General features: G+C 55.7%; 22 protein-coding genes. 13 read left to right on the forward strand and 9 right to left on the reverse strand.

Features of this window, described 5'->3' with window-relative positions:
* Window positions 1-11: 11 nt before the first annotated feature.
* The 4 genes from INF68_RS11305 to lpxO all read left to right on the forward strand — a co-directional run bounded on the left by INF68_RS11305 (window position 12) and on the right by lpxO (window position 3625).
* Complete coding sequence (locus INF68_RS11305; protein WP_047653084.1) at window positions 12-698, forward strand: D-lyxose/D-mannose family sugar isomerase; 687 nt, start codon at window positions 12-14, stop codon at window positions 696-698.
* A 10-nt stretch (window positions 699-708) separates the two neighbouring features.
* Window positions 709-1569: a ketose 1,6-bisphosphate aldolase gene (locus tag INF68_RS11310; protein ID WP_109846215.1), complete on the forward strand. Its 861-nt coding sequence runs from the start codon at window positions 709-711 to the stop codon at window positions 1567-1569.
* A complete protein-coding gene (locus INF68_RS11315; protein ID WP_126787110.1) occupies window positions 1569-2573 on the forward strand; it encodes a carbohydrate kinase family protein in 1005 nt (334 codons plus the stop codon). Before INF68_RS11310 ends, INF68_RS11315 begins: the two co-directional genes overlap by 1 nt.
* 143 nt (window positions 2574-2716) lie before the next feature.
* Window positions 2717-3625 (forward strand): lipid A hydroxylase LpxO, encoded by a 909-nt coding sequence (gene lpxO, locus INF68_RS11320; RefSeq protein WP_126787111.1) that lies wholly within the window; start codon window positions 2717-2719, stop codon window positions 3623-3625.
* 3 nt (window positions 3626-3628) lie between these two features.
* On the opposite strand, the gene INF68_RS11325 is transcribed toward lpxO, so the two are convergent.
* Window positions 3629-4360 carry a response regulator gene (locus tag INF68_RS11325; protein WP_126787112.1) on the reverse strand — a complete coding sequence of 244 codons (732 nt, stop codon included), beginning with the start codon at window positions 4358-4360 and terminating at the stop codon, window positions 3629-3631.
* A gap of 256 nt (window positions 4361-4616) precedes the next feature.
* Between INF68_RS11325 and fdhF the strand changes: the two genes are divergently transcribed.
* From fdhF to INF68_RS11345, 4 genes are all read left to right on the forward strand, one after another.
* Window positions 4617-6764, forward strand: coding sequence for a formate dehydrogenase subunit alpha (gene fdhF, locus INF68_RS11330; RefSeq protein ID WP_126787113.1), 2148 nt, complete (start codon window positions 4617-4619; stop codon window positions 6762-6764).
* Window positions 6765-7061: 297 nt separating this feature from the next.
* A protein-coding gene (locus INF68_RS11335; RefSeq protein WP_085949440.1) for an IS3-like element ISKpn8 family transposase occupies window positions 7062-8431 on the forward strand; the annotation gives its coding sequence in 2 pieces (ribosomal slippage) (window positions 7062-7542 and window positions 7542-8431; 1371 coding nt in all).
* Between the two features lie 101 nt (window positions 8432-8532).
* A complete protein-coding gene (locus tag INF68_RS11340; RefSeq protein WP_023299102.1) occupies window positions 8533-8685 on the forward strand; it encodes a Hok/Gef family protein in 153 nt (50 codons plus the stop codon).
* 121 nt (window positions 8686-8806) lie between these two features.
* Entirely contained in the window at window positions 8807-9481 is a 675-nt protein-coding gene (locus INF68_RS11345; protein ID WP_126787114.1) for a tetratricopeptide repeat protein, read from the forward strand.
* An 80-nt stretch (window positions 9482-9561) separates the two neighbouring features.
* Here INF68_RS11345 and gltP read toward each other — a convergent pair whose 3' ends face one another.
* Complete coding sequence (gene gltP, locus INF68_RS11350) at window positions 9562-10875, reverse strand: glutamate/aspartate:proton symporter GltP (RefSeq protein WP_023310067.1); 1314 nt, start codon at window positions 10873-10875, stop codon at window positions 9562-9564.
* Window positions 10876-11298: 423 nt separating this feature from the next.
* Between gltP and acs the strand changes: the two genes are divergently transcribed.
* The 3 genes from acs to actP all read left to right on the forward strand — a co-directional run bounded on the left by acs (window position 11299) and on the right by actP (window position 15353).
* Complete coding sequence (gene acs / locus INF68_RS11355) at window positions 11299-13257, forward strand: acetate--CoA ligase (protein ID WP_126787115.1); 1959 nt, start codon at window positions 11299-11301, stop codon at window positions 13255-13257.
* Between the two features lie 135 nt (window positions 13258-13392).
* Window positions 13393-13707 (forward strand): DUF485 domain-containing protein, encoded by a 315-nt coding sequence (locus tag INF68_RS11360; RefSeq protein WP_023310065.1) that lies wholly within the window; start codon window positions 13393-13395, stop codon window positions 13705-13707.
* Window positions 13704-15353: a cation/acetate symporter ActP gene (gene actP, locus INF68_RS11365; RefSeq protein WP_032662568.1), complete on the forward strand. Its 1650-nt coding sequence runs from the start codon at window positions 13704-13706 to the stop codon at window positions 15351-15353. The genes INF68_RS11360 and actP overlap by 4 nt, the downstream gene beginning before the upstream one ends.
* 32 nt (window positions 15354-15385) lie before the next feature.
* Here actP and INF68_RS11370 read toward each other — a convergent pair whose 3' ends face one another.
* Both INF68_RS11370 and INF68_RS11375 read right to left on the reverse strand, forming a co-directional pair.
* On the reverse strand, window positions 15386-16075 hold the full coding sequence (locus INF68_RS11370) for an LrgB family protein (protein WP_023310063.1): 690 nt from the start codon (window positions 16073-16075) through the stop codon (window positions 15386-15388).
* Complete coding sequence (locus INF68_RS11375) at window positions 16068-16478, reverse strand: CidA/LrgA family protein (protein ID WP_021242769.1); 411 nt, start codon at window positions 16476-16478, stop codon at window positions 16068-16070. The genes INF68_RS11370 and INF68_RS11375 overlap by 8 nt, the downstream gene beginning before the upstream one ends.
* 102 nt (window positions 16479-16580) lie before the next feature.
* Here INF68_RS11375 and INF68_RS11380 point away from each other — a divergent pair, with 102 nt between their 5' ends.
* Window positions 16581-17462, forward strand: a complete 882-nt coding sequence (locus INF68_RS11380; protein WP_126787116.1) for a LysR family transcriptional regulator — start codon at window positions 16581-16583, stop codon at window positions 17460-17462.
* Window positions 17463-17971: 509 nt separating this feature from the next.
* Here INF68_RS11380 and INF68_RS11385 read toward each other — a convergent pair.
* From INF68_RS11385 to soxR, 4 genes are all read right to left on the reverse strand, one after another.
* Entirely contained in the window at window positions 17972-19618 is a 1647-nt protein-coding gene (locus tag INF68_RS11385; protein ID WP_023310060.1) for a Na+/H+ antiporter, read from the reverse strand.
* Between the two features lie 150 nt (window positions 19619-19768).
* Window positions 19769-21118, reverse strand: a complete 1350-nt coding sequence (gene ghxP / locus INF68_RS11390; protein ID WP_023310059.1) for a guanine/hypoxanthine transporter GhxP — start codon at window positions 21116-21118, stop codon at window positions 19769-19771.
* Window positions 21119-21412: 294 nt separating this feature from the next.
* Window positions 21413-22084 carry a glutathione S-transferase family protein gene (locus INF68_RS11395; protein ID WP_126787117.1) on the reverse strand — a complete coding sequence of 224 codons (672 nt, stop codon included), beginning with the start codon at window positions 22082-22084 and terminating at the stop codon, window positions 21413-21415.
* Between the two features lie 293 nt (window positions 22085-22377).
* Window positions 22378-22836 (reverse strand): redox-sensitive transcriptional activator SoxR, encoded by a 459-nt coding sequence (gene soxR, locus INF68_RS11400; RefSeq protein WP_023331806.1) that lies wholly within the window; start codon window positions 22834-22836, stop codon window positions 22378-22380.
* A gap of 98 nt (window positions 22837-22934) precedes the next feature.
* Between soxR and soxS the strand changes: the two genes are divergently transcribed.
* Entirely contained in the window at window positions 22935-23261 is a 327-nt protein-coding gene (soxS, locus tag INF68_RS11405; protein WP_013095071.1) for a superoxide response transcriptional regulator SoxS, read from the forward strand.
* A gap of 6 nt (window positions 23262-23267) precedes the next feature.
* Here soxS and INF68_RS11410 read toward each other — a convergent pair whose 3' ends face one another.
* Entirely contained in the window at window positions 23268-24833 is a 1566-nt protein-coding gene (locus INF68_RS11410) for an EAL domain-containing protein (RefSeq protein WP_032662576.1), read from the reverse strand.
* Between the last annotated feature and the right edge of the window lie 584 nt (window positions 24834-25417).

Below are 25417 nucleotides of genomic sequence, written 5' to 3' on the forward strand. Positions count from 1 at the left end.
CAGGAGTCCCCATGAAACGCTCCGACATCAATGAAATTCTCGGCCACACGCGGCAGTTCTTTTCCATGCACGACGTACATCTCCCGCCGTTTGCCAGCTTCCCGCCCACAAAATGGCAGCAGCTTGACCAGGCCGCCTGGCAGGAAGTGTTCGACCTCAAGCTCGGCTGGGACGTGACGGCGTTCGGCGGCAACAGCTTTGCCGCTGAGGGCCTGACGCTGTTTACCCTGCGCAACGGTTCGCCCAACGGCGTGCCTTATGAAAAGTGCTATGCCGAAAAAATTATGCACGTGCGTGACGGCCAGGTGACGCCGATGCATTTTCACTGGCGCAAGCGGGAAGACATCATCAACCGGGGCGGCGGGAATCTGATTATTGAGTTATGGAATGCCGGGGCGCATGAAGAGACGGAAAACACCGACGTGACGGTCACCGTCGACGGCTGTCGTCAGACCCACGCGCCCGGCAGCCAGCTGCGCCTCATGCCAGGGGAAAGCATCTGTCTGACACCCACTCTGTACCACAGCTTCTGGGGCGAACGCGGCTTCGGCGACGTGCTGGTTGGGGAGGTGTCATCGGTAAACGACGACGAGCACGACAACCACTTTTTGCAGCCCGTAGCCCGCTATAACAACATCGAAGAAGACGAACCGGCGCTGCTGGTGCTGTGCAACGAGTACAACCTGTTCCGGATATAAGGAGTAAATGATGCCATTGATCTCTCTTGCCGACGGTCTGGAGCACGCCAGGGCGCATCGCTATGCGCTGGGCGCGTTTAACGTGCTCGACTCCCACTTCCTGCGCGCGTTGTTCGCCGCCGCGAAGCAGGAACGCTCGCCGTTTATCATCAACATCGCCGAAGTGCATTTTAAGTACGTCTCCCTGGATTCGCTTGTCGAAGCGGTTAAGTTCGAAGCCGCCCGTCACGATATTCCCGTGGTGCTCAACCTCGACCACGGCCTGCATTTCGAGGCGGTGGTGCGCGCCCTGCGCTTAGGGTTCAGCTCGGTGATGTTCGATGGCTCTACGCTGAGCTATGAGGAGAACATTCGCCAGACGCGGGAGGTGGTGAAGATGTGCCACGCGGTCGGCGTGTCGGTGGAAGCGGAGCTGGGCGCGGTCGGTGGCGATGAAGGCGGCGCGCTGTACGGGCATGCGGATGAAGCGTTCTTTACCAACCCGCAGCTGGCGCGCGAATTTGTCGATTCAACCGGCATCGACGCGCTGGCGGTTGCCATCGGCAACGCGCACGGCAAATACAAGGGCGAGCCGAAACTCGATTTCCCACGCCTGGACGCCATTCGCCAGCAGACGGGGCTGCCGCTGGTTTTACACGGCGGCTCCGGGATTAGCGATGCCGACTTCCGCCGCGCCATCGAGCTCGGCATACATAAAATCAACTTCTACACCGGCATGTCGCAGGCCGCACTCGCCGCCGTTGAGCAGCGCATGGCGAACCGCCAGCCGCTGTACGATGAGTTTGCCGAGCTGCTGCTGGGGATAGAAGAGGCGATTACCGATACGGTCGCCGAACAGATGCGCATCTTCGGCAGCGCGGGGCAGGCATAATGGAACGCAAAGGCATCATCGCCGCAGGCAACATGCTGGTGGATCACGTGCATCAGATCGTGCAGTGGCCGGAGCGCGGCTGGCTGGCGGAAATCACCCACAGCGAACGCTCAACCGGCGGCGCGCCGCTCAACGTGCTGCTGACGCTGGCAAAAATGCACGTTGGCCTGCCGCTGCAGGCAGTGGGGCTGATTGGTGAAGATGCCGACGGGGACTACATTCTGGCGATGCTCGACCAGTACCACGTCAACCGCCAGCGCGTGCAGCGCACCACCTTTGCCCCGACCTCCATGTCGCAGGTCATGACCGATCCCAGCGGACAGCGCACCTTCTTCCACTCGCCGGGCGCCAACCGCCTGCTGGATCTTCCCGCCTTCGATCGCTTAGACGGATCGATGAAGATCTTCCATCTCGGCTACCTGCTGCTGCTCGACAGCCTGGATATGCCCGATGACGAGTTTGGCACCCGCAGCGCGCGCCTGCTGGCGCAGATGCGCGACCAGGGGTATGAAACGTCGCTCGATCTGGTGTCCCGCAAGGGCGACCCGCGCTATCAGCCGCTGGTACTCCCTGCCCTGCGCCACCTTGATTATCTGGTGATTAACGAGCTGGAAGCCGGGGAGTTTAGCGGACTGGAGATGCGCGACGCCGACGATGCGCTGAATATCGCCCATATCGCCGATGCCGCGACGCAGCTGCTGGCGGCAGGCGTGCGTCAGCGGGTGGTGATCCACTGTCCGGAAGGCGCATGGGGTGAAGCGCCGGGTGAGCAAGGCCGCTGGATCCCATCATGGCTACTGGAGCAGAAAAAGATTGTCGGCAGCGTCGGCGCGGGCGATGCGTTTTGCGCAGGCTTTTTATACGGCTGCCATGAATCGCTCCCGCTCACGGAGAGCATTTATCTGGCACACGCCTGCGCGCGAGCAAGCCTGCTGGCCGCCAACGCGATTGACGGCGCGAAAACGCTGGCCGAGCTGCAGGCGTTTATTCGCGAGAGCACTTAATTTAACAAAAATTGCGATTTTTCATTACAGTTCTATGAATTTTATATCCCCGAACTACACTCTCTCCATCTGGCATATTCGGCGTGGGCAGCACTCTGTCCGCACGCTTTTCCGAAATGAGATAGAAAGAGGACAAGGGAAAAATGTTCGCAGCCATCATCATCGGTATTTTCATTATCAGCGTTATTTATGCGCATTCACGCGGCAAAGAAAAACAGACGCTTTCTCGTCAGCTCTTTGACCATTCGACGTTCATGGCCCCCATTAATATGTTTATGACGTCGTTTTCTTCCCTGCCCGCCAGGCAGCCTTTCTTTGAAACAGAGCGCTTCCCGGAATTAAATAAGCTGACGGAAAACTGGCTGGTTATTCGCGAAGAGGCGCTGCGTTTGCAGCATCATATTAAGGCGGCGGAAAATAATAACGACGCTGGCTTTAACACCTTTTTTAAACGCGGCTGGAAACGTTTTTACCTGAAATGGTATGCCGATGCCCATCCCTCCGCGCAGTCTTTATGCCCGGTGACGACCCGGCTGGTAAGTGAAATCCCTTCAGTGAAAGCGGCCATGTTTGCCGAGCTGCCGGCGGGGGCGAAGCTTGGCAAGCACCGGGACCCGTACGCGGGCTCGGTTCGTTACCATCTGGGCTTATTCACACCGAATGACGACCGCTGCTTTATTGAAGTCGACGGGCAGCGCCACAGCTGGCGGGATGGTGAAGCCGTTATTTTTGATGAGACTTACGTCCACTGGGCAGAGAATAAATCGGATCAAACGCGCATTATTCTCTTCTGCGATATTGAGCGTCCGATGAAATGGCGCTGGGCGCAGGCGGTTAACCATTGGTTGGGGACCACGCTGATGTCTGCAGCCAGCTCACCGAATGACGAGAATGACAGCATCGGCGGTATAAACCGCATCTTTAAATACGTTCATGCAGGCCGCGAGCGGGGGCAGCGTCTGAAAAAAAGAAACCGTAAGGCCTATTACGCCCTCAAGTATCTGTGCATCATCGCAATTTTTGCCGCCATCATTGTTCCGGCGATAACGTAAGCCTTATGCCGCCTGTTCGGGCCGACTCACATCGGTAGCAAACACGTAACCCAGCCCGCGGATAGTTTTGATGAGCGCAGGCTGATGCGGGTTAGCCTCAATCTTCCGGCGCAGGCGCATGATCAGCACGTCAATCGTGCGGTCGAACACGTCCGCGCTTTCGCTGTGGGTCAGCTCAAGCAGCCGGTCACGACTCAGCACCCGACGGGCATTTTGCGTGAGCGCCAGCAGCAGGCCGTACTCGCCCTGGGTTAAGGGGACAGGGTTACGCTGCGGATCGCTCAGCTCACAGCGGGTGGTATCGAGCGTCCATCCGTTAAAAGCAATGCCCGCTACGGGCGCTGCGGGGACTTCCGCCGCCAGTACGCCGGTACGGCGCAATACCGCTTTAACGCGGGCGACCACCACGCGCGGGTTGAACGGTTTGCCAATATAATCGTCGGCCCCCATCTCCAGCCCCACCACCACGTCTGACTCACTGCCCAGCCCGGTTAACATGATCACCGGTAGCGCCGGGCGCTGCTTTTGCAGCTGCAGCAAAACCTGTAAGCCGTTGATATCCGGCAGCATCATATCCAGCAGCACCAGTGCAATATTCGGATCCTGCTGTACCTGCCGCAGTGCATCCTGGCCGTTATGGCAGGCAAGCACGCTAAAGACGTGCTCGCTCAGCACGTCCTGAAGCAGTTCGCAGACTGCCGTATCGTCATCAACCACCAGGATCGCCGGTTTCATCGTATGCTTCCGTCAGGGGATTATGTTAAGTCTGAACCATTCTGCCGTCTGCTCCAGTCAAATGGTTTTTTCAGTGACGGAAATTCAACCCATGTCACATCCGCTGCCCTGTCGACACGTCAATTTTGACGATTGGCTGCTTTTTGTCAGGGTTTTCACCGCGGAGGGACCGTAAAGTCAGGGCATACCCATACAAAAAACATGGCATAGAAGCTGCATAGTGGGTGCGAATGATTCGATTAACTGGAGCAGACTGATGAAAAAAGTCGTCACGGTTTGCCCTTATTGTGCCTCAGGTTGCAAGATCCACCTGGTGGTCGATAACGGCAAAATCGTCCGGGCAGAGGCCGCACAGGGGAAAACCAACCAGGGCACGCTATGCCTGAAAGGTTACTACGGCTGGGATTTTATTAACGATACCCAAATCCTCACCCCGCGCCTGAAAACCCCTATGATCCGCCGCGAGCGCGGCGGCAAGCTGGAAGCCGTCTCCTGGAGCGAGGCGCTGGATTACGTCGCCACGCGTCTGAGCGCCATCAAGGCCAAGTATGGCCCGGATGCGATTCAGACCACCGGCTCTTCACGCGGGACGGGGAATGAAACCAACTATGTGATGCAAAAATTCGCGCGCGCCGTTATTGGAACCAATAACGTCGACTGCTGCGCTCGCGTTTGACACGGCCCATCGGTTGCAGGTCTGCACCAGTCGGTCGGTAACGGCGCAATGAGTAATGCCATCAACGAGATAGATAACACCGATCTCGTCTTCATTTTTGGCTATAACCCGGCGGATTCTCACCCTATCGTCGCGAACCACGTTATTCGCGCTAAGCAGAACGGGGCGAAAATCATCGTCTGCGATCCGCGCAAAATTGAAACCGCGCGCATTGCGGATATGCACATCGCGTTGAAAAACGGCTCGAACATCGCGCTATTGAACGCAATGGGGCACGTCATTATTGAGGAGAACCTGTACGACCAGGCATTTGTCGCGACCCGTACGGAAGGTTTTGAAGAGTATCGGAAAATTGTCGAAGGCTATACGCCAGAGTCGGTGGAAACAATCACCGGCGTCGGCGCGCAGGAGATCCGCCAGGCGGCACGGATGTATGCCGGGGCGAAAACCGCCGCCATCCTGTGGGGAATGGGCGTGACCCAGTTCTATCAGGGCGTGGAAACCGTACGTTCCCTGACCAGCCTCGCGATGCTGACCGGCAATCTGGGTAAAGCGCACGTCGGCGTCAACCCGGTACGTGGGCAGAATAACGTCCAGGGCGCCTGCGATATGGGCGCGCTGCCGGACACCTACCCGGGCTACCAGTACGTGAAGTTCCCGGAAAACCGCGAGAAATTCGCGAAGGCCTGGGGCGTGGAAAGCCTGCCGGAACACACCGGATATCGCATCAGCGAGCTGCCGCACCGCGCGGCGCACGGCGAGGTGCGTGCGGCCTACATCATGGGCGAAGATCCGCTTCAGACCGACGCCGAGCTCTCTGCAGTGCGTAAAGGGTTTGAGGATCTGGAGCTGGTGATTGTCCAGGATATCTTCATGACCAAAACCGCGGCGGCGGCGGATGTCATTTTACCGTCGACCTCCTGGGGCGAGCATGAAGGCGTCTACACGGCGGCCGACCGCGGCTTCCAGCGCTTCTTCAAGGCGGTCGAGCCGAAGTGGGATCTGAAAACGGACTGGCAGATTATCAGCGAAATCGCCACCCGTATGGGCTACCCGATGCACTACAACAACACCCAGGAGATCTGGGACGAGTTGCGCAGCCTGTGTCCGGACTTCTACGGCGCCACCTATGAAAAAATGGGTGAGCTGGGATATATCCAGTGGCCGTGCCGGGATGAGTCGGAGGCCGACCAGGGGACGTCATACCTCTTTAAAGAGAAGTTCGACACCCCGAACGGGCTGGCGCAATTCTTCACCTGCGACTGGGTCGCGCCGATCGATAAACTCACCGACGAGTATCCGATGGTGCTCTCCACCGTGCGTGAAGTGGGCCACTACTCCTGTCGTTCGATGACGGGTAACTGCGCCGCGCTGGCGGCGCTGGCGGACGAACCGGGCTACGCGCAAATCAACACCGCCGACGCAGCGCGCCTCGGCATTGAGGATGAAGCGCTGGTGTGGGTGAACTCGCGCAAAGGCCGGATCATTACCCGTGCGCAGGTCAGCGACCGTCCGAACAAAGGGGCGGTCTATATGACCTACCAGTGGTGGATTGGCGCCTGTAACGAGCTGGTCACGGAGAACTTAAGCCCGATAACCAAAACGCCGGAGTATAAATACTGCGCCGTACGCGTGGAGCCGATTGCGGATCAGCACGCAGCGGAACAGTACGTCATCGACGAATATAACAAGCTGAAAGCCCGACTGCGAGAAAGCGCAATGGGTTGAAGCCGTTAATTCATCAGTGAATAAAGGGAGTGAGATATTCACTCCCTTTTTATTTCCGATTAACTCATCAAATATATCAATTATTAATCTGGAAAGCGGCTCGCAGAAATAATGTAATTCTCGCGAAAAAGAATTACATCTTTGCATTTTAATTCAGAGGGATAAGATGTGCGGCGGGTGCTTAAGACTTTCTGTCTTGAGCATTGTTGAGGGACAGAAAGTAGAAAGCCCCGGGAAATTTTCATTTACCTGTACTGCACCCATTTTGTTGGACGATGAAATGGAATAGTCCCTGATATGTCAAAGCCAAAATACCCCTTCGAAAAGCGCCTTGAAGTCGTGAATCACTACTTCACAACTGATGATGGTTACAGGATCATCTCTGCACGTTTTGGTGTGCCTCGAACCCAGGTCAGGACGTGGGTTGCCCTCTATGAAAAACATGGAGAAAAAGGTTTAATTCCCAAACCTAAAGGCGTTAGTGCTGATCCAGAGTTGCGCATTAAGGTCGTGAAAGCCGTGACCGAGCAGCAGATGTCCCTCAATCAGGCTGCTGCTCACTTTATGCTTGCTGGTAGTGGTTCTGTAGCCAAGTGGCTGAAAGTCTATGAGGAGCACGGAGAAGCTGGTTTACGCGCACTCAAGATCGGCACCAAAAGAAACATTACAATGTCAGTTGATCCAGAAAAAGCGGCGTTAGCATTGGAGCTGTCGAAAGACCGACGTATTGAGGATCTTGAAAGACAAGTTCGATTCCTTGAAATGCGGCTTACGTATCTAAAAAAGCTGAAAGCCTTAGCTCATCCCGCGAAAAAGTGAAAGTACTCAACGAGCTAAGGCAGTTTTACCCTCTTGATGAGCTTCTCAAGGCAGCGGAGATACCGCGCAGTACGTTTTATTACCATCTAAAGGCTCTCAGCAAGCCTGATAAGTATGCGGATGTTAAAAAGCGTATTGGTGAGATTTATCACGAGAATAAAGGTCGTTACGGATACCGTAGGGTAACGTTGTCTCTCCATCGAGACGGGGAACGGATTAACCATAAAGCCGTTCAGCGCCTGATGGGAACCCTCTCGCTTAAGGCAGCGATTAAGGTCAAGCGATACAGCTCCTACAGAGGAGAGGTAGGGCAAACCGCCCCCAATGTTCTCCAAAGGGATTTCAAGGCTACACGGCCAAACGAGAAGTGGGTTACCGACGTTACTGAATTTGCAGTCAATGGGCGAAAGCTGTATTTGTCTCCAGTAATAGATCTCTTCAACAACGAAGTTATTTCTTACAGCCTGTCGGAAAGACCTGTGATGAACATGGTCGAGAATATGCTCGATCAGGCATTCAAAAAGCTTAAGCCTCACGAGCATCCTATTCTGCACTCTGACCAGGGATGGCAGTATCGTATGAGAAGGTATCAAAACATCCTTAAAGAACAAGGCATTACACAGAGCATGTCCAGAAAAGGCAATTGTCTGGATAATGCAGTCGTGGAATGTTTCTTTGGAACCTTAAAGTCGGAGTGTTTTTATCTTGACGAGTTCAGTAATATAAGCGAACTGAAGGATGCTGTTACGGAATATATTGACTACTACAACAGCAGAAGAATTAGCCTGAAATTAAAAGGTCTGAGTCCAATTGAATATCGAACCCAGACCTATGTGCCTCGTGTTTAACTGTCCAACTTTTTGGGGTCAGTACAACCCGAGGCTACTCCCTCAACTCCGAACAAGTTGAGAGTAGCCTCTTATTCTTTTTTTGACAAGGAGTAAAAGGCATGACGCCATTAAAAACTGCGTTAGGCATCGTCTTTATTATTTGCCTGACGATAGTGATCTTTACCTTTATTACTCGAGGTAAGCTATGCGAGTTTTCAATAAAGAGTGAGCATCAGGAGGTGGCGGCTAAATTAGCCTGTAACGCAGGCTAACCTCTACGGGCGGAACCACTGTTCCGCCCGACTTGCAGGATGCTGAGGTCTTAATGCACCCATTTTTTTCTTCTGTCGCCGCGATTATACTGCGCGGCGTGTACCCCGATGATAAGAACCTATGAAACATATTTTTCTGTTGTTGTTACTTTTTACATCGCTTGTCCGTGCCGACGAGATTGGCAGCCAGTACAAAGAACAGGCTGAAGCGGGTGACGCCCGTGCCCAGTATTATTTGGCCGATACATACTTTAGCTCCGGTGACAGCAAGCAGGCCGCGCTGTGGGCCGAGAAAGCCGCTAAAGGTGGCGATGTCGACGCCATGGGACTGCTCTCGCAAATCCTCTTTACCCAGGGAAATTATGCGCAAGCTAAGGCGCTGGCGCAGCAGGCAACCATCGCAGGCAGCAAACGCGGCACGATCATGCTGGCGCGCGTGCTGGTCAACACTCAGGCAGGTAAAACTGACTATCCTCAGGCTATCAAACTGCTGCAAACGGCGGCCGAAGATATCGACAACGACTCTGCGGTAGATGCGCAAATGCTGCTGGGGCTGATTTATGCCAACGGCGTTGAAGTGGCCCAGGACGACGTGCAGGCCGCCTCGTGGTTCAAGCGAAGTTCAGCCCTTTCGCGTACCGGCTACGCCGAGTACTGGGCAGGGATGTTGTTCAGGCAGGGTGAGAAAGGCTTTATCACGCCCAATAAACAGAAAGCGCTGTACTGGTTGAACCTGAGCTGTACTGAAGGGTTTGATACGGGATGTGAAGAGTTTGATGCGCTGAGCGGAGAGTAAAGTGCCGGGTGGCGGCTTCGCCTTACCCGGCCTACAAAATCCGTAGGCCCGGTAAGCGCAGCGCCACCGGGCTTAGGATGTTACTGGTCGGCCGTCTTATCAAAACGACCCAGCACCTCGCGTTCATACGCCAGCGCTTTTTTACGATCGAACTTGTGTTCCCACTTGGCGATAACCAGCACCGCCAGCGCATTACCCACCACGTTCAGCGCCGTACGCGCCATGTCGAGGATACGGTCCACGCCCGCGATAAAGGCCAGGCCTTCCAGCGGAATACCGACGCTGCCCAGCGTCGCCAGCAGCACCACGAACGAAACGCCCGGTACGCCTGCAATACCTTTGGACGTCACCATCAGCGTCAGCACCAGCACGATCTCCTGCCACAGCGACAGGTCAATGCCGTACAGCTGCGCAATAAAGATAGCGGCGATGCTCTGGTACAGCGTCGAACCGTCCAGGTTAAAGGAGTAGCCGGTCGGTACCACGAAGCTGGTAATAGAGGCAGGCGCGCCGTAGGCTTCCATCTTCTCAATGATGCGCGGCAGCACGCTCTCAGAACTTGCCGTGGAGTACGCCAGAATCAGCTCATCTTTCAGGATGCGAATCAGGATCCAGATGCTCAGCCCGCACAGACGCGCCACAATCCCCAGCACCACCAGCGCGAAGAACAGAATGGCGAAGTGAACCAGGAGCACCAGCTTCGCCAGCGGCCACAGGGAGGCAAAACCGAAGTTCGCCACGGTCACCGCGATAAGCGCAAACACCCCTACCGGCGCGTAACGCATCACCATGTGGGTCACTTTGAACATGGTTTCGGAGATAGAGCGGAACACGGTCACCAGCGGCTCACGGTGCGTCGCCGGCAGGGAAGAGAGCCCCAGACCAAACAGCACAGAGAAGAAGATGATAGGCAGCATCTCGCCCTTCGCCATCGACGCCACGATGTTGGTCGGCACCAGCGACAGGATAGTGCCCATCAGGCCATGCGCATGGCTCTGCACGTCAGCGGTCGTACTTTGGTATTTCGAAATATCCACCGTGGCCAGCTGCGACATATCGATCCCGGAACCCGGCTGGAACACGTTCGCCAGCGTGATACCGAGGATAATCGCAACCGTAGTGATCACTTCGAAATAGATAATGGTTTTCGCACCAATACGGCCTAACTGCTTCGCATCGCCGACGCCCGCAATACCGACCACCAGCGTCGAGATCACAATCGGTACCACAATCATCTTGATCAGATGAATAAAGATATCCCCTGCCGGAGAGAGCAGGTTCGCAATCAGCCATTCGCGGCTGTCGCTATGATAGTGGAGGTAACTGCCCAGCAAGATGCCCAGCACAAGGGCGATTAAGATCTGCCAGGCAAGGCTGACTTTAACGTTTTTCATAGAAACTGACTTCCTCAATGAAGCACCTTATTCACTCAAACTGCATGAACAGGGAGACATACTGAAAGGGTATGAATTGTGTTGCGTTGGTTTATGGGATTTTTTAACGCGGCGTATGAGTATCATTTGCGCGACCTGTTGCGCAAGCCTTAAAGAACGACGCGTTTCACTCATAAAAGCGACGATGACGTGAGTTTGTTCTAATTCTGATAAATAACCTTTTGTTATAAAAACGCTTTTTTAAACATAAATGTGAATAATCGTCAGCATCAATTATTTTCCTTCAAAGTTTCATTCGCTCATTTTTCATACTCTTCAAACAATGCGTGATCTGTAGCCCAAATAATAAACAAAGCTTGTAAAGCCCCTACAATTAACGTTTTTGCGACATATTATTAACATCTTACAAGGAGAAAAAAAGCCATGAGCCAAATACATAAACACGACATTCCCGCAAATATTGCGGACCGTTGCCTGATCACCCCGGAGCAGTACCACGAGAAATATCAGCAGTCTGTCACCTCCCCGGACACCTTCTGGGGTGAGCAGGGCCATATCCTGGACTGGATCAAACCTTATCAGAAGGTGAAGAACACCTCCTTTGCACCCGGCAATGTCTCCATTAAATGGTATGAAGATGGCACCCTGAACCTGGCGGCGAACTGCCTTGACCGTCACCTTGCCGAGCGCGGGAATGAGACGGCCATCATCTGGGAAGGCGATGACGCCTCGCAAAGCAAACATATTACGTACAAAGAGCTGCACCGCGACGTGTGCCGCTTCGCCAATGTCCTGCTGGAAAAGGGCATTAAAAAAGGCGATGTGGTTGCTATCTATATGCCGATGGTGCCGGAAGCGGCGGTGGCCATGCTGGCCTGTGCGCGTATCGGCGCAATTCACTCGGTGATTTTCGGCGGGTTCTCGCCAGAGGCGGTTGCGGGCCGTATTGTCGATTCCAGTTCAAAACTGGTGATCACCGCCGATGAAGGCGTGCGAGCCGGGCGCGGAATCCCACTGAAGAAAAACGTCGACGAAGCGCTGAAAAACCCGAACGTCAAAACGGTCAGTAACGTCATCGTCCTTAAGCGTACCGGCGGCAAAATCGACTGGAACGAGGGGCGCGACCTGTGGTGGAGCGACCTGATCGAGAACGCGAGCGACCAGCATCAACCGGAAGAGATGAACGCAGAAGATCCGCTGTTCATTCTTTATACCTCCGGCTCCACCGGTAAGCCGAAAGGCGTGCTGCACACCACCGGCGGCTATCTGGTCTATGCGGCCACCACCTTCAAATACGTCTTCGACTACCATCCGGGCGACATCTACTGGTGTACCGCCGACGTGGGCTGGGTTACCGGACACAGCTACCTGCTGTACGGCCCGCTGGCCTGTGGCGCAACAACGCTGATGTTTGAGGGCGTACCAAACTGGCCGACCCCGGCGCGTATGTGTCAGGTGGTCGACAAACACCAGGTCAACATTCTCTACACCGCGCCAACGGCGATCCGCGCATTAATGGCGGAAGGCGATAAAGCCATCGAAGGCACTGACCGCTCTTCATTGCGCATCCTCGGTTCCGTGGGTGAGCCAATCAACCCGGAAGCCTGGGAGTGGTACTGGAAGAAAATCGGCAACGAGAAATGCCCGGTGATGGACACCTGGTGGCAGACCGAAACCGGCGGCTTCATGATCACTCCGATGCCGGGCGCCACGCAGCTGAAGGCCGGTTCCGCAACCCGTCCATTCTTCGGCGTGCAGCCTGCGCTGGTGGATAACGAAGGCAACCCGCTGGAAGGCGCCACCGAAGGCAACCTGGTGATCACTGACTCCTGGCCGGGTCAGGCGCGTACCCTGTTCGGCGATCACGATCGCTTCGAGCAGACCTACTTCTCGACCTTTAAAAACATGTACTTCAGCGGCGACGGCGCGCGTCGTGACGAAGATGGCTATTACTGGATAACCGGGCGCGTGGACGACGTGCTGAACGTCTCCGGCCACCGTCTGGGCACCGCTGAGATTGAATCGGCGCTGGTGTCGCATCCGAAGATTGCCGAAGCGGCGGTTGTGGGCATTCCGCACAACATCAAAGGCCAGGCGATTTACGCCTATGTCACCCTGAACCACGGCGAAGAGCCGTCGCCTGAGCTCTACGCTGAGGTGCGCAACTGGGTGCGTAAAGAGATTGGCCCGCTGGCGACGCCGGACGTGCTGCACTGGACCGACTCGCTGCCGAAAACCCGTTCCGGCAAAATTATGCGTCGTATCTTGCGCAAAATCGCGGCAGGAGACACCAGCAACCTCGGTGATACCTCAACGCTCGCGGATCCTGGCGTGGTGGAAAAACTGCTCGAAGAGAAGCAGGCCATCGCGATGCCTTCCTAGTGTTTTCTCCCTCTCCCTGTGGGAGAGGGCTGGGGTGAGGGCATCAGACCGCACCTTCCTCCCCTCACCCTAACCCTCTCCCCAAAGGGGAGAGGGGACTAAAAACAAACCTACCTTACCTTTGGAGACTCTGTGATGAATAACGATATTTGTCAGCAGATAGAGAATAGTGCGCACTACAGGGAGCTCGTCGATAAGCGGCAACGGTTTGCCTTCATCCTTTCCATCATCATGCTGGTTATCTACGTCGGCTTTATTCTGCTGATCGCCTTTGCCCCGCACTGGCTGGGCACCCCTCTGCACGAGGGGACCAGCGTGACGCGCGGTATTCCGATTGGTATTGGCGTGATTGTGATTTCATTCTTGCTGACAGGCGTCTACGTCTGGCGCGCGAACGGTGAATTCGATCGACTTAATAAAGCGGTACTGCAAGAGGTAAAAGCATCATGAAGAGAGTTCTGACGGCGCTCGCCGCCACGCTTCCCTTTGCCGCCCACGCGGCGGATGCCATTACCGGCGAGGTCCAGCGCCAGCCAACCAACTGGCAGGCCATAGTGATGTTCCTGATTTTCGTCCTGCTGACGCTGTACATCACCTACTGGGCGTCGAAACGCGTGCGCTCCCGTAACGATTACTACACCGCAGGCGGCAACATTACCGGCTTCCAGAACGGGCTGGCGATTGCGGGTGACTTTATGTCCGCCGCCTCTTTCCTGGGGATCTCCGCGCTGGTCTACACCTCCGGCTATGACGGCCTGATCTACTCCCTCGGCTTCCTCGTCGGCTGGCCGATCATCCTGTTCCTGATTGCCGAACGCTTGCGCAACCTGGGACGCTACACCTTCGCTGACGTGGCCTCCTATCGCCTGAAGCAGGGTCCGATTCGCACCCTCTCCGCCTGCGGTTCGCTGGTGGTGGTGGCGCTGTACCTGATTGCGCAGATGGTGGGCGCGGGTAAATTGATCGAACTGCTGTTCGGCCTGAACTACCACATCGCGGTGGTGCTGGTTGGCGTGCTGATGGTGATGTACGTCCTGTTCGGCGGCATGCTGGCAACCACCTGGGTGCAGATCATCAAAGCCGTTCTGCTGCTGTTCGGCGCCAGCTTTATGGCCTTTATGGTGATGAAGCACGTCGGGTTCAGCTTCAATAACCTGTTCACCGAAGCGATGGCGGTCCACCCGAAAGGGGAAGCGATCATGAGCCCGGGCGGGCTGGTGAAAGACCCGATATCCGCGCTCTCGCTCGGTCTCGGCCTGATGTTCGGTACTGCGGGCCTGCCGCATATCCTGATGCGTTTCTTCACCGTGAGCGATGCGCGTGAAGCGCGCAAGAGCGTCTTTTACGCCACCGGTTTCATGGGTTACTTCTATATCCTCACCTTTATCATCGGCTTTGGCGCGATCATGCTGGTGGGGGCGAACCCGGCGTTTAAAGACGCGGCGGGCGCGCTGATTGGCGGTAACAACATGGCGGCGGTGCACCTGGCCGATGCGGTGGGCGGTAACCTGTTCCTCGGCTTTATCTCCGCCGTGGCCTTCGCCACCATTCTTGCGGTGGTTGCAGGGCTGACGCTGGCAGGCGCGTCTGCGGTATCGCATGACCTCTACGCCAACGTATTCCGCAAAGGCGCGAGCGAGCGCGACGAGCTGAAGGTCTCGAAAATCACCGTGCTGGTGCTGGGCGTGGTGGCGATTCTGTTAGGCATTCTGTTTGAGAAGCAGAACATCGCCTTTATGGTGGGGCTGGCCTTCTCGATTGCGGCAAGCTGTAACTTCCCGATCATCCTGCTCTCCATGTACTGGTCGAAGCTGACCACCCGTGGCGCGATGATTGGCGGCTGGCTGGGGCTGCTGACGGCGGTGATCCTGATGATTCTGGGCCCGACCATCTGGGTGCAGATACTCGGTCACGCAAGCGCTATCTTCCCGTATGAATACCCGGCGCTGTTCTCGATCGCCGTGGCGTTTATCGGCATCTGGTTCTTCTCGGCCACCGACAATTCGCCGGAGGGTAACCTGGAGCGTGAGAAATTCCGCGCCCAGTTTATCCGCTCGCAAACCGGCCTTGGCGTTGAGCAGGGCCGCGCGCACTAAGCCTTTCTCCCCGGCCGTTCTTGCCGGGGAGCTTAAAACATCACCCACGCCACCAGCGGCGCAATCAGCACCATTACCACGCCCGAAAGCATCATCACCAGGCTCGCGACAACGCCCTCCTGCTGGCCCAGCTCATACGAACGTGCCGTGCCCGCCCCGTGCGACGCCGCGCCAAACCCCGCGCCTTTCGCCATCCCTTCCCGGATAGAAAGCCGCAGAAAGAGCATATCCCCGACGGCCATCCCAAAGACGCCCGTCACCACCACAAACAGCGCCACCAGATCCGGTTGCCCGCCGAGCGGTTTAGCGGCCGCCAGCGCAAACGGCGTGGTTACCGAACGCACCGCCAGGCTGCGCTGAATTTCATCGGGCAGCGTAAATAGCCGCGCCAGCCAGACGGAGCTGCACACCGCCACCACCGTGGCGGTGATTACACCCGCGCTGAGCGACATCCAGTGGCGTTTGATAATGGCGAGGTTGTCGTAAACGGGGACGGCAAAAGCGATGGTCGCCGGGCCGAGCAGCCACAGCAGCCAGTGGGATTCGCCAATGTAGTTCTGCCAGGAGATGTGGCCGAAGACCAGCATCAGCACCAGCAGGATCGGCGTGAAGACCAGCGGCATCAGCGGCAGGGCATGAAAGCGGCGATAGAGCCGCTTGTTGGCGAAGTAGATCGCCAGCGTCGCAATCAGGCACAAGACGCTGATCTGAAAGTTAGTCATGTTTATGCCTGCTGATTTCAAAGCGATACACTTTATCCACCACCCAGGCGGTCGCCCCCAGCACCATCAGCGTACTCAGCGCGATAACCGCAAAGATTCGCCAGCCGTCCACCATCAGCAGCTGCGCATAGTTCACCACCGCCACCACCGCCGGAACAAAGAACAGCAGCATCTCCGCCAGCAGCCAGCGCGCCCCGGCGCGCACCCAGTTAAGGGGGATCACGCGGCACAGAATAAGCGTCAGCATCAGCAGCATCCCGACAAGATTGGCGGGCAGCGGCAGATGCAGCCAGCCGACAAGATATTCCGCGAAAACAAACAGTCCCGCGTAGAGCAGTACCTGCACCGGGACCTGGAGTCGTTGCACAACGGCAGGCGTAACACGGCTTAACGCCACGGCCATGGGGGTTTTCCTCAAAAATGAGACGAGGCGCCAGTATAGAGAGCGCACGGTATGGACTGAAATGAATTAAAATCATCAAAGGTATAGTTTCGAGGAATAATCATGGACATAAGAACGCTGCGCTATTTTGTCGAAGTGGTTCGTCAGCAAAGTTTTACCCGCGCAGCGGAGAAGTTGTTTGTTACCCAGCCCACCATCAGCAAGATGCTGAAAAACCTCGAAGATGAACTGAACTGTACCCTGCTGATCCGCGACGGGCGCAAGCTGCTGCTGACCGACACCGGACGCGTGGTGTTCGAACGCGGGCTGGCGATTCTGGCGGAGTTTCGCCAGCTGGAAGCTGAGCTGGGCGATATCAATCATCTGAAGAAAGGTGTCCTTCGCCTCGGCATTCCGCCAATGGTGGGGATGATGATGGCCGGACCGATTAGCCTGTTTCGCCAGCGTTATCCCGGCGTTGAGCTGAAGATTTCGGAGTTTGGTGGGTTAACCGTCCAGCAGGCCGTCACCAACGGCGAGCTCGACGTGGCAATGACCGCCCTTCCCGTTGAGGAAGAGAGCGGTCTGGCGACGCTTCCGCTCTTTAGCCACCCGCTGTGCGTGCTGGTTCCCCGCTCCGGCGACTGGCTGAAGTTAGACTCGGTGAGACCTGAACTGCTCGGCGAGCACCCTCTGCTGATCTACAACGAAGACTTCGCTCTCAGCCGCCAGCTGATGACGCTGTTTAACCAGCATAACGTCAAGCCGCGCATAGCGGTGCGCAGCGGACAGTGGGATTTCCTGGCGGCGATGGTGCAGGCCGGCGTGGGGATTGCCATTCTGCCGCAGCCGATTTGCGAACGTCTGGATAAAAACACGCTGCGCTGGATCCCGCTGGAGAGCGACCTGCACTGGCAGCTGGGGATGATCTGGCGTGAAGGGGTGTATTTATCGCAGAGCGCGCAGGCGTGGCTGCAGTGTTGTGAGGGGTTTTGGGTGCCCTAACCCTCTCCCACAGGGCTGAGGAATCTCCAGTAATTTTTTACTTGAAGCGATGAAAACTTCTTCTGCAAAATTAATGACTTACAGCGACACCCTAGTCCGGCTGTAAATCGCCGAAGCGTTTCCGTAAGGCCGGGGCGAGGCGCAGGGATGCGCCGAGAGGGCGTGGCCTGCAGGGATGCAGGCTCATGCCCGACCCGATAGCCTGAAGGAATAAGCTGAGGGCACCGCGAAGCGGCGATTTACCGCCGGGAGCCCGGGTCGCCAGGGTGGTGGCGATTGAGCCACCCTGGCACGTTCACCGGTCATGTCGTTACAGAGTAGCAAGGAACATAAAGTGAACGGAATGACCTCCACAGCCGTATGTTCCCCCTCACCCCAGCCCTCTCCCTCAAGGGAGAGGGGGTCGTCCGTGCAGGCATTATTTTGTGGGAAACCCTCAGCCCACAAGGAGAGGGAACCGATCGAGCACGTAGGCCCGGTAAGCGCAGCGCCACCGGGCAAAAACAGCGCTACTGATTCTCTATCAACAGCGCTTCCAGCAGGTCCAGATCGTGCAGCAGCTTTTGCAGCGTTTCGTTGCTGATCTGGCGCGTGGCGCGCAGATGGTACAGCTCGGCGCGCTCTGAGCGCAGCGCCGCCAGGCGGAACCGACGCTCCAGGTTTTCCTCCTGCAGCGAGCTTTCCACATCGTTACGCCCGTCCGCGCGGCGGCGCAGGTTACCAATCACGCGGGAACTGACTTCCGTCAGCAGCTGATTGTCGATGTTCTCTTCCGCATCCGCGGCCAGACGCTCTTCCATCTTCTGAATCGCGACAATTGCCACTTCGGCGGTGGCCGCCCGGGCAATACGCTCCTCTTTATGCTGCTGGGTCGAATCACCGGCATCAATATGCTGGAGTAAAATAGGCAGCATAATCACGCCGACAAACAGTGAGAAGAGAATCACGCCCGCCGCCAGGAAGACCAGCTCGTAGCGCGCCGGGAAGACGTCGCCCGTGGGCAGCAGCAGCGGAATGGAGAGTACACCGGCAAGGGTGATCGCCCCGCGTACGCCCGCAAAAGAGGCGATCAGCAGCTCACGCGTTGTCCACGAGCCGAACTCCATCGGCTTTTTCTTCAGGAAACGTACGCTGAAGTTTTTCATCGTCCACAGCCAACCGAAACGCACCAGCATCAGCGCCATGTAGATCAGCACGATGTCGGTAAACAGCATCCAGACTTCAACGTTCGGATCGGCCTCCGCCGCCACCAGCGAGGATTCCATAATGCCCGGCAGCTGCAGGCCCAACAGCAGGAACACCATGCCGTTAAAGACAAATTCCAGCATGGCCCAGGTGCTGTTGGCACGCAGACGCATGGCCAGCGGCGCGCGGCGCATTACGCCGGAACGGGTAATGGTCATTCCCGCCGCAACCGCTGCCAGAATGCCCGACACGCCGATATGTTCGGCAATCAGATAAGAGGCAAACGGCAGCAGGAACAGCAGTACGATCTGCGTTGCGGGTTCATCGCCGCCCCAGCGGCTGAGGAAGCGCAATGAGCGGCCGTACAGCCAGCTCACCACGAAGCCTGCGAGAATACCGCCAATCGCCACCTTGAAGAATTCCAGCGTCGCGCCGCCGACGGTAAAGACCATCGTGCCCATCGCAACGGCCACGGCAAACTTCAGGGCAACCAGGCCGGAGGCGTCGTTCATCAGCGCCTCACCCTGTAAAATCCCCATGATTTTCTTCGGAATACGGCCTTCACCCACAATGCCGGACAGCGCCACGGCATCGGTTGGCGACAGCACGGCGGCCAGCGCGAAAGCCGGTATTAATGGAATACCCGGAACCGCCCAGTAGATCAGAAAACCAATCCCGACGACGGTGACCACCACCAGCGCCAGCGCCAGGCCGAAGATCTCGCGCCCATGCTCAAGGAATTCTCGCGTGGGCGTTTTCCAGCCATCGGCAAATAGCAGCGGCGGAATAAACAGCACGAGGAACAGTTCGGGGTCAAATTCCACGTGGAGGCCAAACGTCGGCCACGCCAGCAGCGCGCCGATGGCAATTTGCATTAATGGCAGGGGGACCTGAAAGGGCAGTACGCGTGTAACCACCCCGGATAGCGAGACCACAAGGGTCATGATGAGTATTGTGAAGAAGATTTCCATGCGTTCCCTGTTTGCTGTGTTGCTTATGTACTCCGGAAGGCGTCGTGCCTTTTATTCTATCTTCTCCAGAGTAACGCAAAAGGCAACAGGATGAGTCCTGAAAATAAAAACGGGCGGCCTGAGCCACCCGTTTTCGCATCAATGGACAACTTAGATTGCCCAGCCGCCCGCGTAGAACGCCACCAGCGCAACGGCGATAATCACGGTGCCAACGTTCAGCTTGCGCCATTCACCGGAAACCAGACGACCAATCACCAGCGACGCGAAGCCAATCATAATGCCGGTCACGATGTTACAGGTCAGGACGATGAAGACCGCGGTGATCAGGCCAGACATGGCGTCCACGAAATCCGCAAAGTCGATTTTCGCCACGTTGCTCAGCATCAGCAGGCCAACGTACATCAGCGCTGGCGCGGTCGCATACGCCGGAACCAGATAGGAGAGCGGAGAGAGGAACAGGATCAGCATGAACAGCACGCCGACGGTGATCGCCGTCAGGCCGGTTTTACCGCCTGCCGCCGTACCCGCTGCGGACTCGATGTACACCGCCGCAGGCGCCGCGCCCACCAGACCAGAGAAGACGCTGCTCAGGGAGTCAGTGGTCAGCGCTTTGCCGCCGTCAATAATCTGACCGTCTTTATCCAGCAGGTTCGCCTGACCGGCCACCGCACGAATGGTACCGGTCGCGTCAAACACGGCGGTCATGACCAGCGCCAGCACGCTTGGCAGGATCACCGGGTTCAGCGCGCCAACGATATCCAGGCTGCCAATCAGGGAGTTGCCTTTGTCATCGCTTAGCGACGGCATGGCGAAGATACCGGAGAAGTGTACGGTTGGATCGAAAATCAGGCCGACGATGGATACACCGATAATGGTCAGCAGAATGCCGCCCGGGACTTTCAGTTTTTCCAGACCGATAATCACCGCCAGGCCGATCAGCGACATAATCACCGGGAAGCTGGCGAAGTGGCCCAGCGCCACCGGCAGACCGTCCAGCGGGTTCTTGATGACCAGACCGACGCCGTTGGCGGCGATCAACAACAGGAACAGGCCGATACCGATGCCGGTACCGTGCGCCACGCCCTGCGGCAGGTTGCGCAAAATCCAGCTACGGATGCCGGTCGCCGAAATCACGGTAAACAGCACACCCATCAGGAACACGGCACCCAGCGCAACCGGTACGCTGATGTGCTGTCCCAGCACCAGGCTGAACGCGGTAAACGCGGTCAGAGAGATGGCGCAACCAATCGCCAGCGGCAGGTTCGCCCACAGGCCCATCACGATGGAGCCCACGCCGGCCACGAGGCAGGTCGCCACAAAGACGGCCGCTGGCGGGAAGCCTGCTTTGCCCAGCATGCCCGGCACAACGATGACGGAATAAACCATCGCCAGAAACGTTGTCAAACCGGCAACAATTTCCTGGCGCACGGTGCTGCCGCGGGCCGAAATTTTAAACATGGCGTCAAGTGAACCGCCAGTACGCGCAGATGGCGTAGACATAGAAAACATCCCCTGAGAGTTTTTTAGGAAGTCCGTAAGCGAGGTGGAGACGCCACTGCCAGCTGAACGTCAAATCCTTGTGTTGCGTTTGTGACGAAAGGGCGTCACAAAAAAAGCAAACGTTTAGCTCCGCGCTTACAAACGGGTGGTCAAATTAAGGCAAACGATTATCTAGCGTAATCCCCGCCCTTTTCAACTGAACTTTCTCGTTTTTCGCTAAAATTCACTTATGACGCTGAAGAAATAAACAGAGGATGCGCAAACGTTATCGTCTATGCGCAATTTGTTTACATTTCAGTCCTCACCGGGAATAGATAACGGTCCACCTTGTTCCAGGGTTCTTTGCCAGCCAGGGCTGTTCTCAACTTTTGCCTTCCATGCCTGAATATGCGGCAGATTAGCGATACCGCCGCGCGCCAGCAGGGCAAAGATCGGGAAGCTCATCTGGATATCGGCCATGCTGAGCGAATCCCCGGCAAACCAGCTGTTTTCGGCAAGATGTGATTCAATAAAGCGCGCATGGGTCTCCAGCTGGCGGTTGAGATACGCTTTCTGCACCCCCTGCCCCAGCGCTTTGCCCAGGGTTCTGATACCAAACGGCACCGGCGGCTTGCCGAGGCTGTTGAAGACCAGCTTCATTAACAGCAGCGGCATCAGCGATCCTTCGGCGTAATGCAGCCAGAAGCGGTATTGCACCTTATGCGCCGGATCTAAAGGCTTAAGGCGTGACTCGGGATCGTACGTTTCCTGCAGGTACTCCAGGATGGCGCCCGACTCTGCAAGGATCAGTCCGTTATCTTCGATAACCGGTGATTTACCCAACGGATGCACCTTTTTGAGAGCCTCCGGCGCCAGCATGTTCTTTTCGCGTTGGTAGTGGACGATCTCATAAGGCAGGCCGAGTTCTTCCAGCGCCCAGATCGCGCGGTGCGAGCGCGACTGGTTAAGGTGGTGTACCGTGAGCATGGCTTTCTCCTGTTATTCATACTTTTTAACTATAGAAAATTGAACAACACCGCGAAAAAAATTCGTCTAAAAAACGGTCAATGAGGCTGGCGAAAAAACGGGTCTTGCATAGAATTAAAGTGTCAGCACAATCCGGAACCTCCCCAACCAGCTCGACACTGAGGGGTGCTGATGTCGGGGGAAACCCTCCCGTGAACCAGCGGGATAGAGTGAAAGACAAAGACCGGGAAAAACTAAAGCGCCCTTATGTGGCGCTTTAGTTCTTTATTATGCTTTTTGCCGGCCGCACAATCTCAATCCTCTTCCAGCAACCGCGCCCCCGTCCCCTGCTCGCCCAGCCTGTCGCCGGGGTTACGCAACGGACAATCGCTACGCGACAGGCAGCCGCAGCCGATGCAGCCATCCAGCTCGTCACGCAGCGCGACCAGCGTATGGATACGCCGGTCCAGCTCTTCACGCCACTGGGACGACAGCTCTTTCCACTCTTTCGGGCTAAGCGTATGCCCTTCCGGCAGCACGCCAAACGCCTCGCCGATTGTGGCCAGGGGGATTCCGATTCGTTGCGCAATTTTGATAATCGCCACGTAGCGGAGCACGTCGCGGGTATAGCGGCGCTGGTTGCCGCCGTTGCGGATGCTTTTAATTAACCCTTTGCTTTCATAGAAGTGGAGCGCCGATACCGCAACGCCGCTTCGCTTTGCCACTTCGCCGGGGGTTAACAGCGCTTTAATGCGCGGCAATCTCTTTTCCATAAAACCTCTTTACCTCAAGTTAACTTGAGGAATTATACTCCCCCGCAGAGAAAACGACGAATTAACCGAGATAGTTGTATCTACAGAGGGGCAACCTTATGTCGCATCAGCAGATTATTCAGACGCTTATTGAATGGATTGATGAACATATCGACCAACCGTTGAACATTGATGTGGTCGCTAAAAAGTCGGGCTATTCGAAATGGTATTTACAGAGAATGTTCCGCACGGTCATGCATCAGACGCTGGGCGAGTACATTCGCCAGCGCAGACTGCTGCTGGCGGCGCAGGCGCTACGCTCCACGCAGCGGCCCATTTTTGATATCGCGATGGACCTTGGCTATGTGTCGCAACAAACCTTTTCCCGCGTGTTTCGCCGCGAGTTTGACCGCACGCCGAGCGACTATCGCCACCAGTTGAATTAATCACCCTCAGTGCAAAGGCTGCTGCTGCCAGGTCATAAATTCCTGGGGCGGCATCGCTTTCGCGAAGTGCCATCCCTGACAAAACTGGACGCCGCGCTTCAACAGCCAGCTCACCTGCTCTGCCGTCTCTACCCCTTCCGCAATGGTTTTCAGCCGCAGGCTTTGCGCCATCTCGATAATATGCTCGGCGATCAGGTGGCTGGTACTGTTAGTCGTTAAGGTATCGATAAACGATTTATCGATTTTCAGAATATCCACGTTCAGCGAGTAGAGGTTGTGCAGGTTTGAGTAGCCGGTACCAAAATCATCGATCGCGACTTCATAACCCGCCTGACGGAAAGCCTGAATCACCGGGGTGGTTTTTGGCACATCGATAAAACCGCGCTCCGTCACTTCTATTTTGATTTGCTGCGCACGGACGGCGTAGTGGCGGGCCTTGTCGGAAATCATGGCGATCAGCCGCGAGGAGTGGAAGTCCGTGGCCGACAGGTTAATCGAAATATAGAGATGCGGATGCTCGGCCAGGAAATGACCCAGATCGTTGAACACCTCCTCAACGACATAGTCCGTAATCCGCTCGCTCATTCCCTCACTTTCCGCCAGCGGGATAAACTCAGCCGGGCTCATCACCTGCCCGTTAAAGCCAGGCCAGCGTAACAGCGCCTCCGCGCCCACACACTGGTTATTCTTAATATCAATAATCGGCTGATAGTGGACGCAAAGCTGTCGTTTGTTCAGCGCGCGGTGCAGTAAGCGCCCCGGCGAATTAAGCTCACGATGGGTACGGGACCATACCAGCAAAATAATAATGCTGCAGATCATGCCCAGCGGCAGCGTCAACGTCGCCTGGTGATAAAGCGTTTCATAAAAGCGTTTATTTGATGTCGAGACAATGGCCGCAATCGGTCTTTTGGGAGATGTTACGATCGTATAAAAGCGGTTATCTTTTTGAAATACCGATTCCTTATCCCGAATCATCGAATTTAATAAAGAAACATTGGCTTTCTGGCTGACGGAAAAGAAAGCATTGGTTACCGTGTCGTACACACCCCAGGAGAGAGAATGATCCGCGGACATGACTTCGCTGTATGAAAGCGGATTGACGACAACCACATAATTTCCGCGCTGCATATATGTCATTTTATAGCCAGTATAAAATGGGGTGTCGCGATAATAATAGATAGCGACGTCAGGTTTACGCGTGTAATTAGCGACAGGAATGGCGTAGGGGTGATCCGGTGTAAAAACGGTCGAACAAAGAAAATTCTGACCTTCAGCGTAAATTAAATCGGCGACAAACAGGCGGCCACGAACAACGTTCAGCATATATTGACGGTGTCCCGGCGTGCAAAGCTCGCCCTGATATTTTACCGCCTCGTCCCTGGCCAGCTCAACCTGTTGAATAACCAGCTCTGTTTTGTCTAAAGCCAGTTCAGCAAATGTGCGTAGCTGGGCGCTTGTTTCAGAAACGGCTCGTAGCTGGGCAAACCATAGCGCAAGCATCACCGGCAGCATAACTACCATGATGATCCCTACCACCCTGAGCATTTTGCGCCGCGCGCTACGATTCATTTCCCGCCCTATATCCCTGCATGTTGTACGCCTGTAGTAATGAAGGCCGGATGCTTTGTTAAACAGGTGATTACGTTGCATGAATCATGCGAAGTTAGCAACTGACTTTTAGTATTAAAAATCTTAAATTTCGTTATGCCGATAATATTTTCCCGTAAGTTAAACTGTAAGTATTCGTTCCGTTTCAATTAAGGAAAATAATTATCCAGCCCGTTAGGGCTGACGGGAAGATAACACAACAGACGAGCGTTGATTAAGCCAAACGTCTGACAGCATGAAAAAAGTACAACTTCATCGGGACGTTTTATGCTATTTGCTCGGAGGCATTGTGTTCGTTGATTTATAAATAGTCAGCCTTCACCACAATATTTTCAGGATTGGGTGAGAATAACGTCCCTCTTATAAAAACCGAATTTGCGGTATCACCACCTGCCCGATGTGCGTTTCCGGCACGCTGTGTGCCCACCTCCTCGTGCGCCGAAGGCCGAACCAACCCGCACAATCGCCTTTTCTGAAGAATAAAATCCTCTTTTTTGATCGCTCAGACACTGGCGAATAAATCAACAAATGTGATATAGTTCACA

This window comes from Enterobacter cloacae complex sp. P16RS2 (assembly GCF_014982155.1).
Taxonomy (GTDB): domain Bacteria; phylum Pseudomonadota; class Gammaproteobacteria; order Enterobacterales; family Enterobacteriaceae; genus Enterobacter; species Enterobacter cloacae_M.

Coding starts and splice junctions, on each gene's coding strand:
- INF68_RS11305 (WP_047653084.1), top strand. CDS start 12: ATGAAACGCTCCGACATCAATGAAATTCTCGGCCACACGCGGCAGTTC.
- INF68_RS11310 (WP_109846215.1), top strand. CDS start 709: ATGCCATTGATCTCTCTTGCCGACGGTCTGGAGCACGCCAGGGCGCAT.
- INF68_RS11315 (WP_126787110.1), top strand. CDS start 1,569: ATGGAACGCAAAGGCATCATCGCCGCAGGCAACATGCTGGTGGATCAC.
- lpxO (WP_126787111.1), top strand. CDS start 2,717: ATGTTCGCAGCCATCATCATCGGTATTTTCATTATCAGCGTTATTTAT.
- INF68_RS11325 (WP_126787112.1), bottom strand. CDS start 4,360: ATGAAACCGGCGATCCTGGTGGTTGATGACGATACGGCAGTCTGCGAA.
- INF68_RS11340 (WP_023299102.1), top strand. CDS start 8,533: ATGACGCCATTAAAAACTGCGTTAGGCATCGTCTTTATTATTTGCCTG.
- INF68_RS11345 (WP_126787114.1), top strand. CDS start 8,807: ATGAAACATATTTTTCTGTTGTTGTTACTTTTTACATCGCTTGTCCGT.
- gltP (WP_023310067.1), bottom strand. CDS start 10,875: ATGAAAAACGTTAAAGTCAGCCTTGCCTGGCAGATCTTAATCGCCCTT.
- acs (WP_126787115.1), top strand. CDS start 11,299: ATGAGCCAAATACATAAACACGACATTCCCGCAAATATTGCGGACCGT.
- INF68_RS11360 (WP_023310065.1), top strand. CDS start 13,393: ATGAATAACGATATTTGTCAGCAGATAGAGAATAGTGCGCACTACAGG.
- actP (WP_032662568.1), top strand. CDS start 13,704: ATGAAGAGAGTTCTGACGGCGCTCGCCGCCACGCTTCCCTTTGCCGCC.
- INF68_RS11370 (WP_023310063.1), bottom strand. CDS start 16,075: ATGACTAACTTTCAGATCAGCGTCTTGTGCCTGATTGCGACGCTGGCG.
- INF68_RS11375 (WP_021242769.1), bottom strand. CDS start 16,478: ATGGCCGTGGCGTTAAGCCGTGTTACGCCTGCCGTTGTGCAACGACTC.
- INF68_RS11380 (WP_126787116.1), top strand. CDS start 16,581: ATGGACATAAGAACGCTGCGCTATTTTGTCGAAGTGGTTCGTCAGCAA.
- INF68_RS11385 (WP_023310060.1), bottom strand. CDS start 19,618: ATGGAAATCTTCTTCACAATACTCATCATGACCCTTGTGGTCTCGCTA.
- ghxP (WP_023310059.1), bottom strand. CDS start 21,118: ATGTCTACGCCATCTGCGCGTACTGGCGGTTCACTTGACGCCATGTTT.
- INF68_RS11395 (WP_126787117.1), bottom strand. CDS start 22,084: ATGCTCACGGTACACCACCTTAACCAGTCGCGCTCGCACCGCGCGATC.
- soxR (WP_023331806.1), bottom strand. CDS start 22,836: ATGGAAAAGAGATTGCCGCGCATTAAAGCGCTGTTAACCCCCGGCGAA.
- soxS (WP_013095071.1), top strand. CDS start 22,935: ATGTCGCATCAGCAGATTATTCAGACGCTTATTGAATGGATTGATGAA.
- INF68_RS11410 (WP_032662576.1), bottom strand. CDS start 24,833: ATGAATCGTAGCGCGCGGCGCAAAATGCTCAGGGTGGTAGGGATCATC.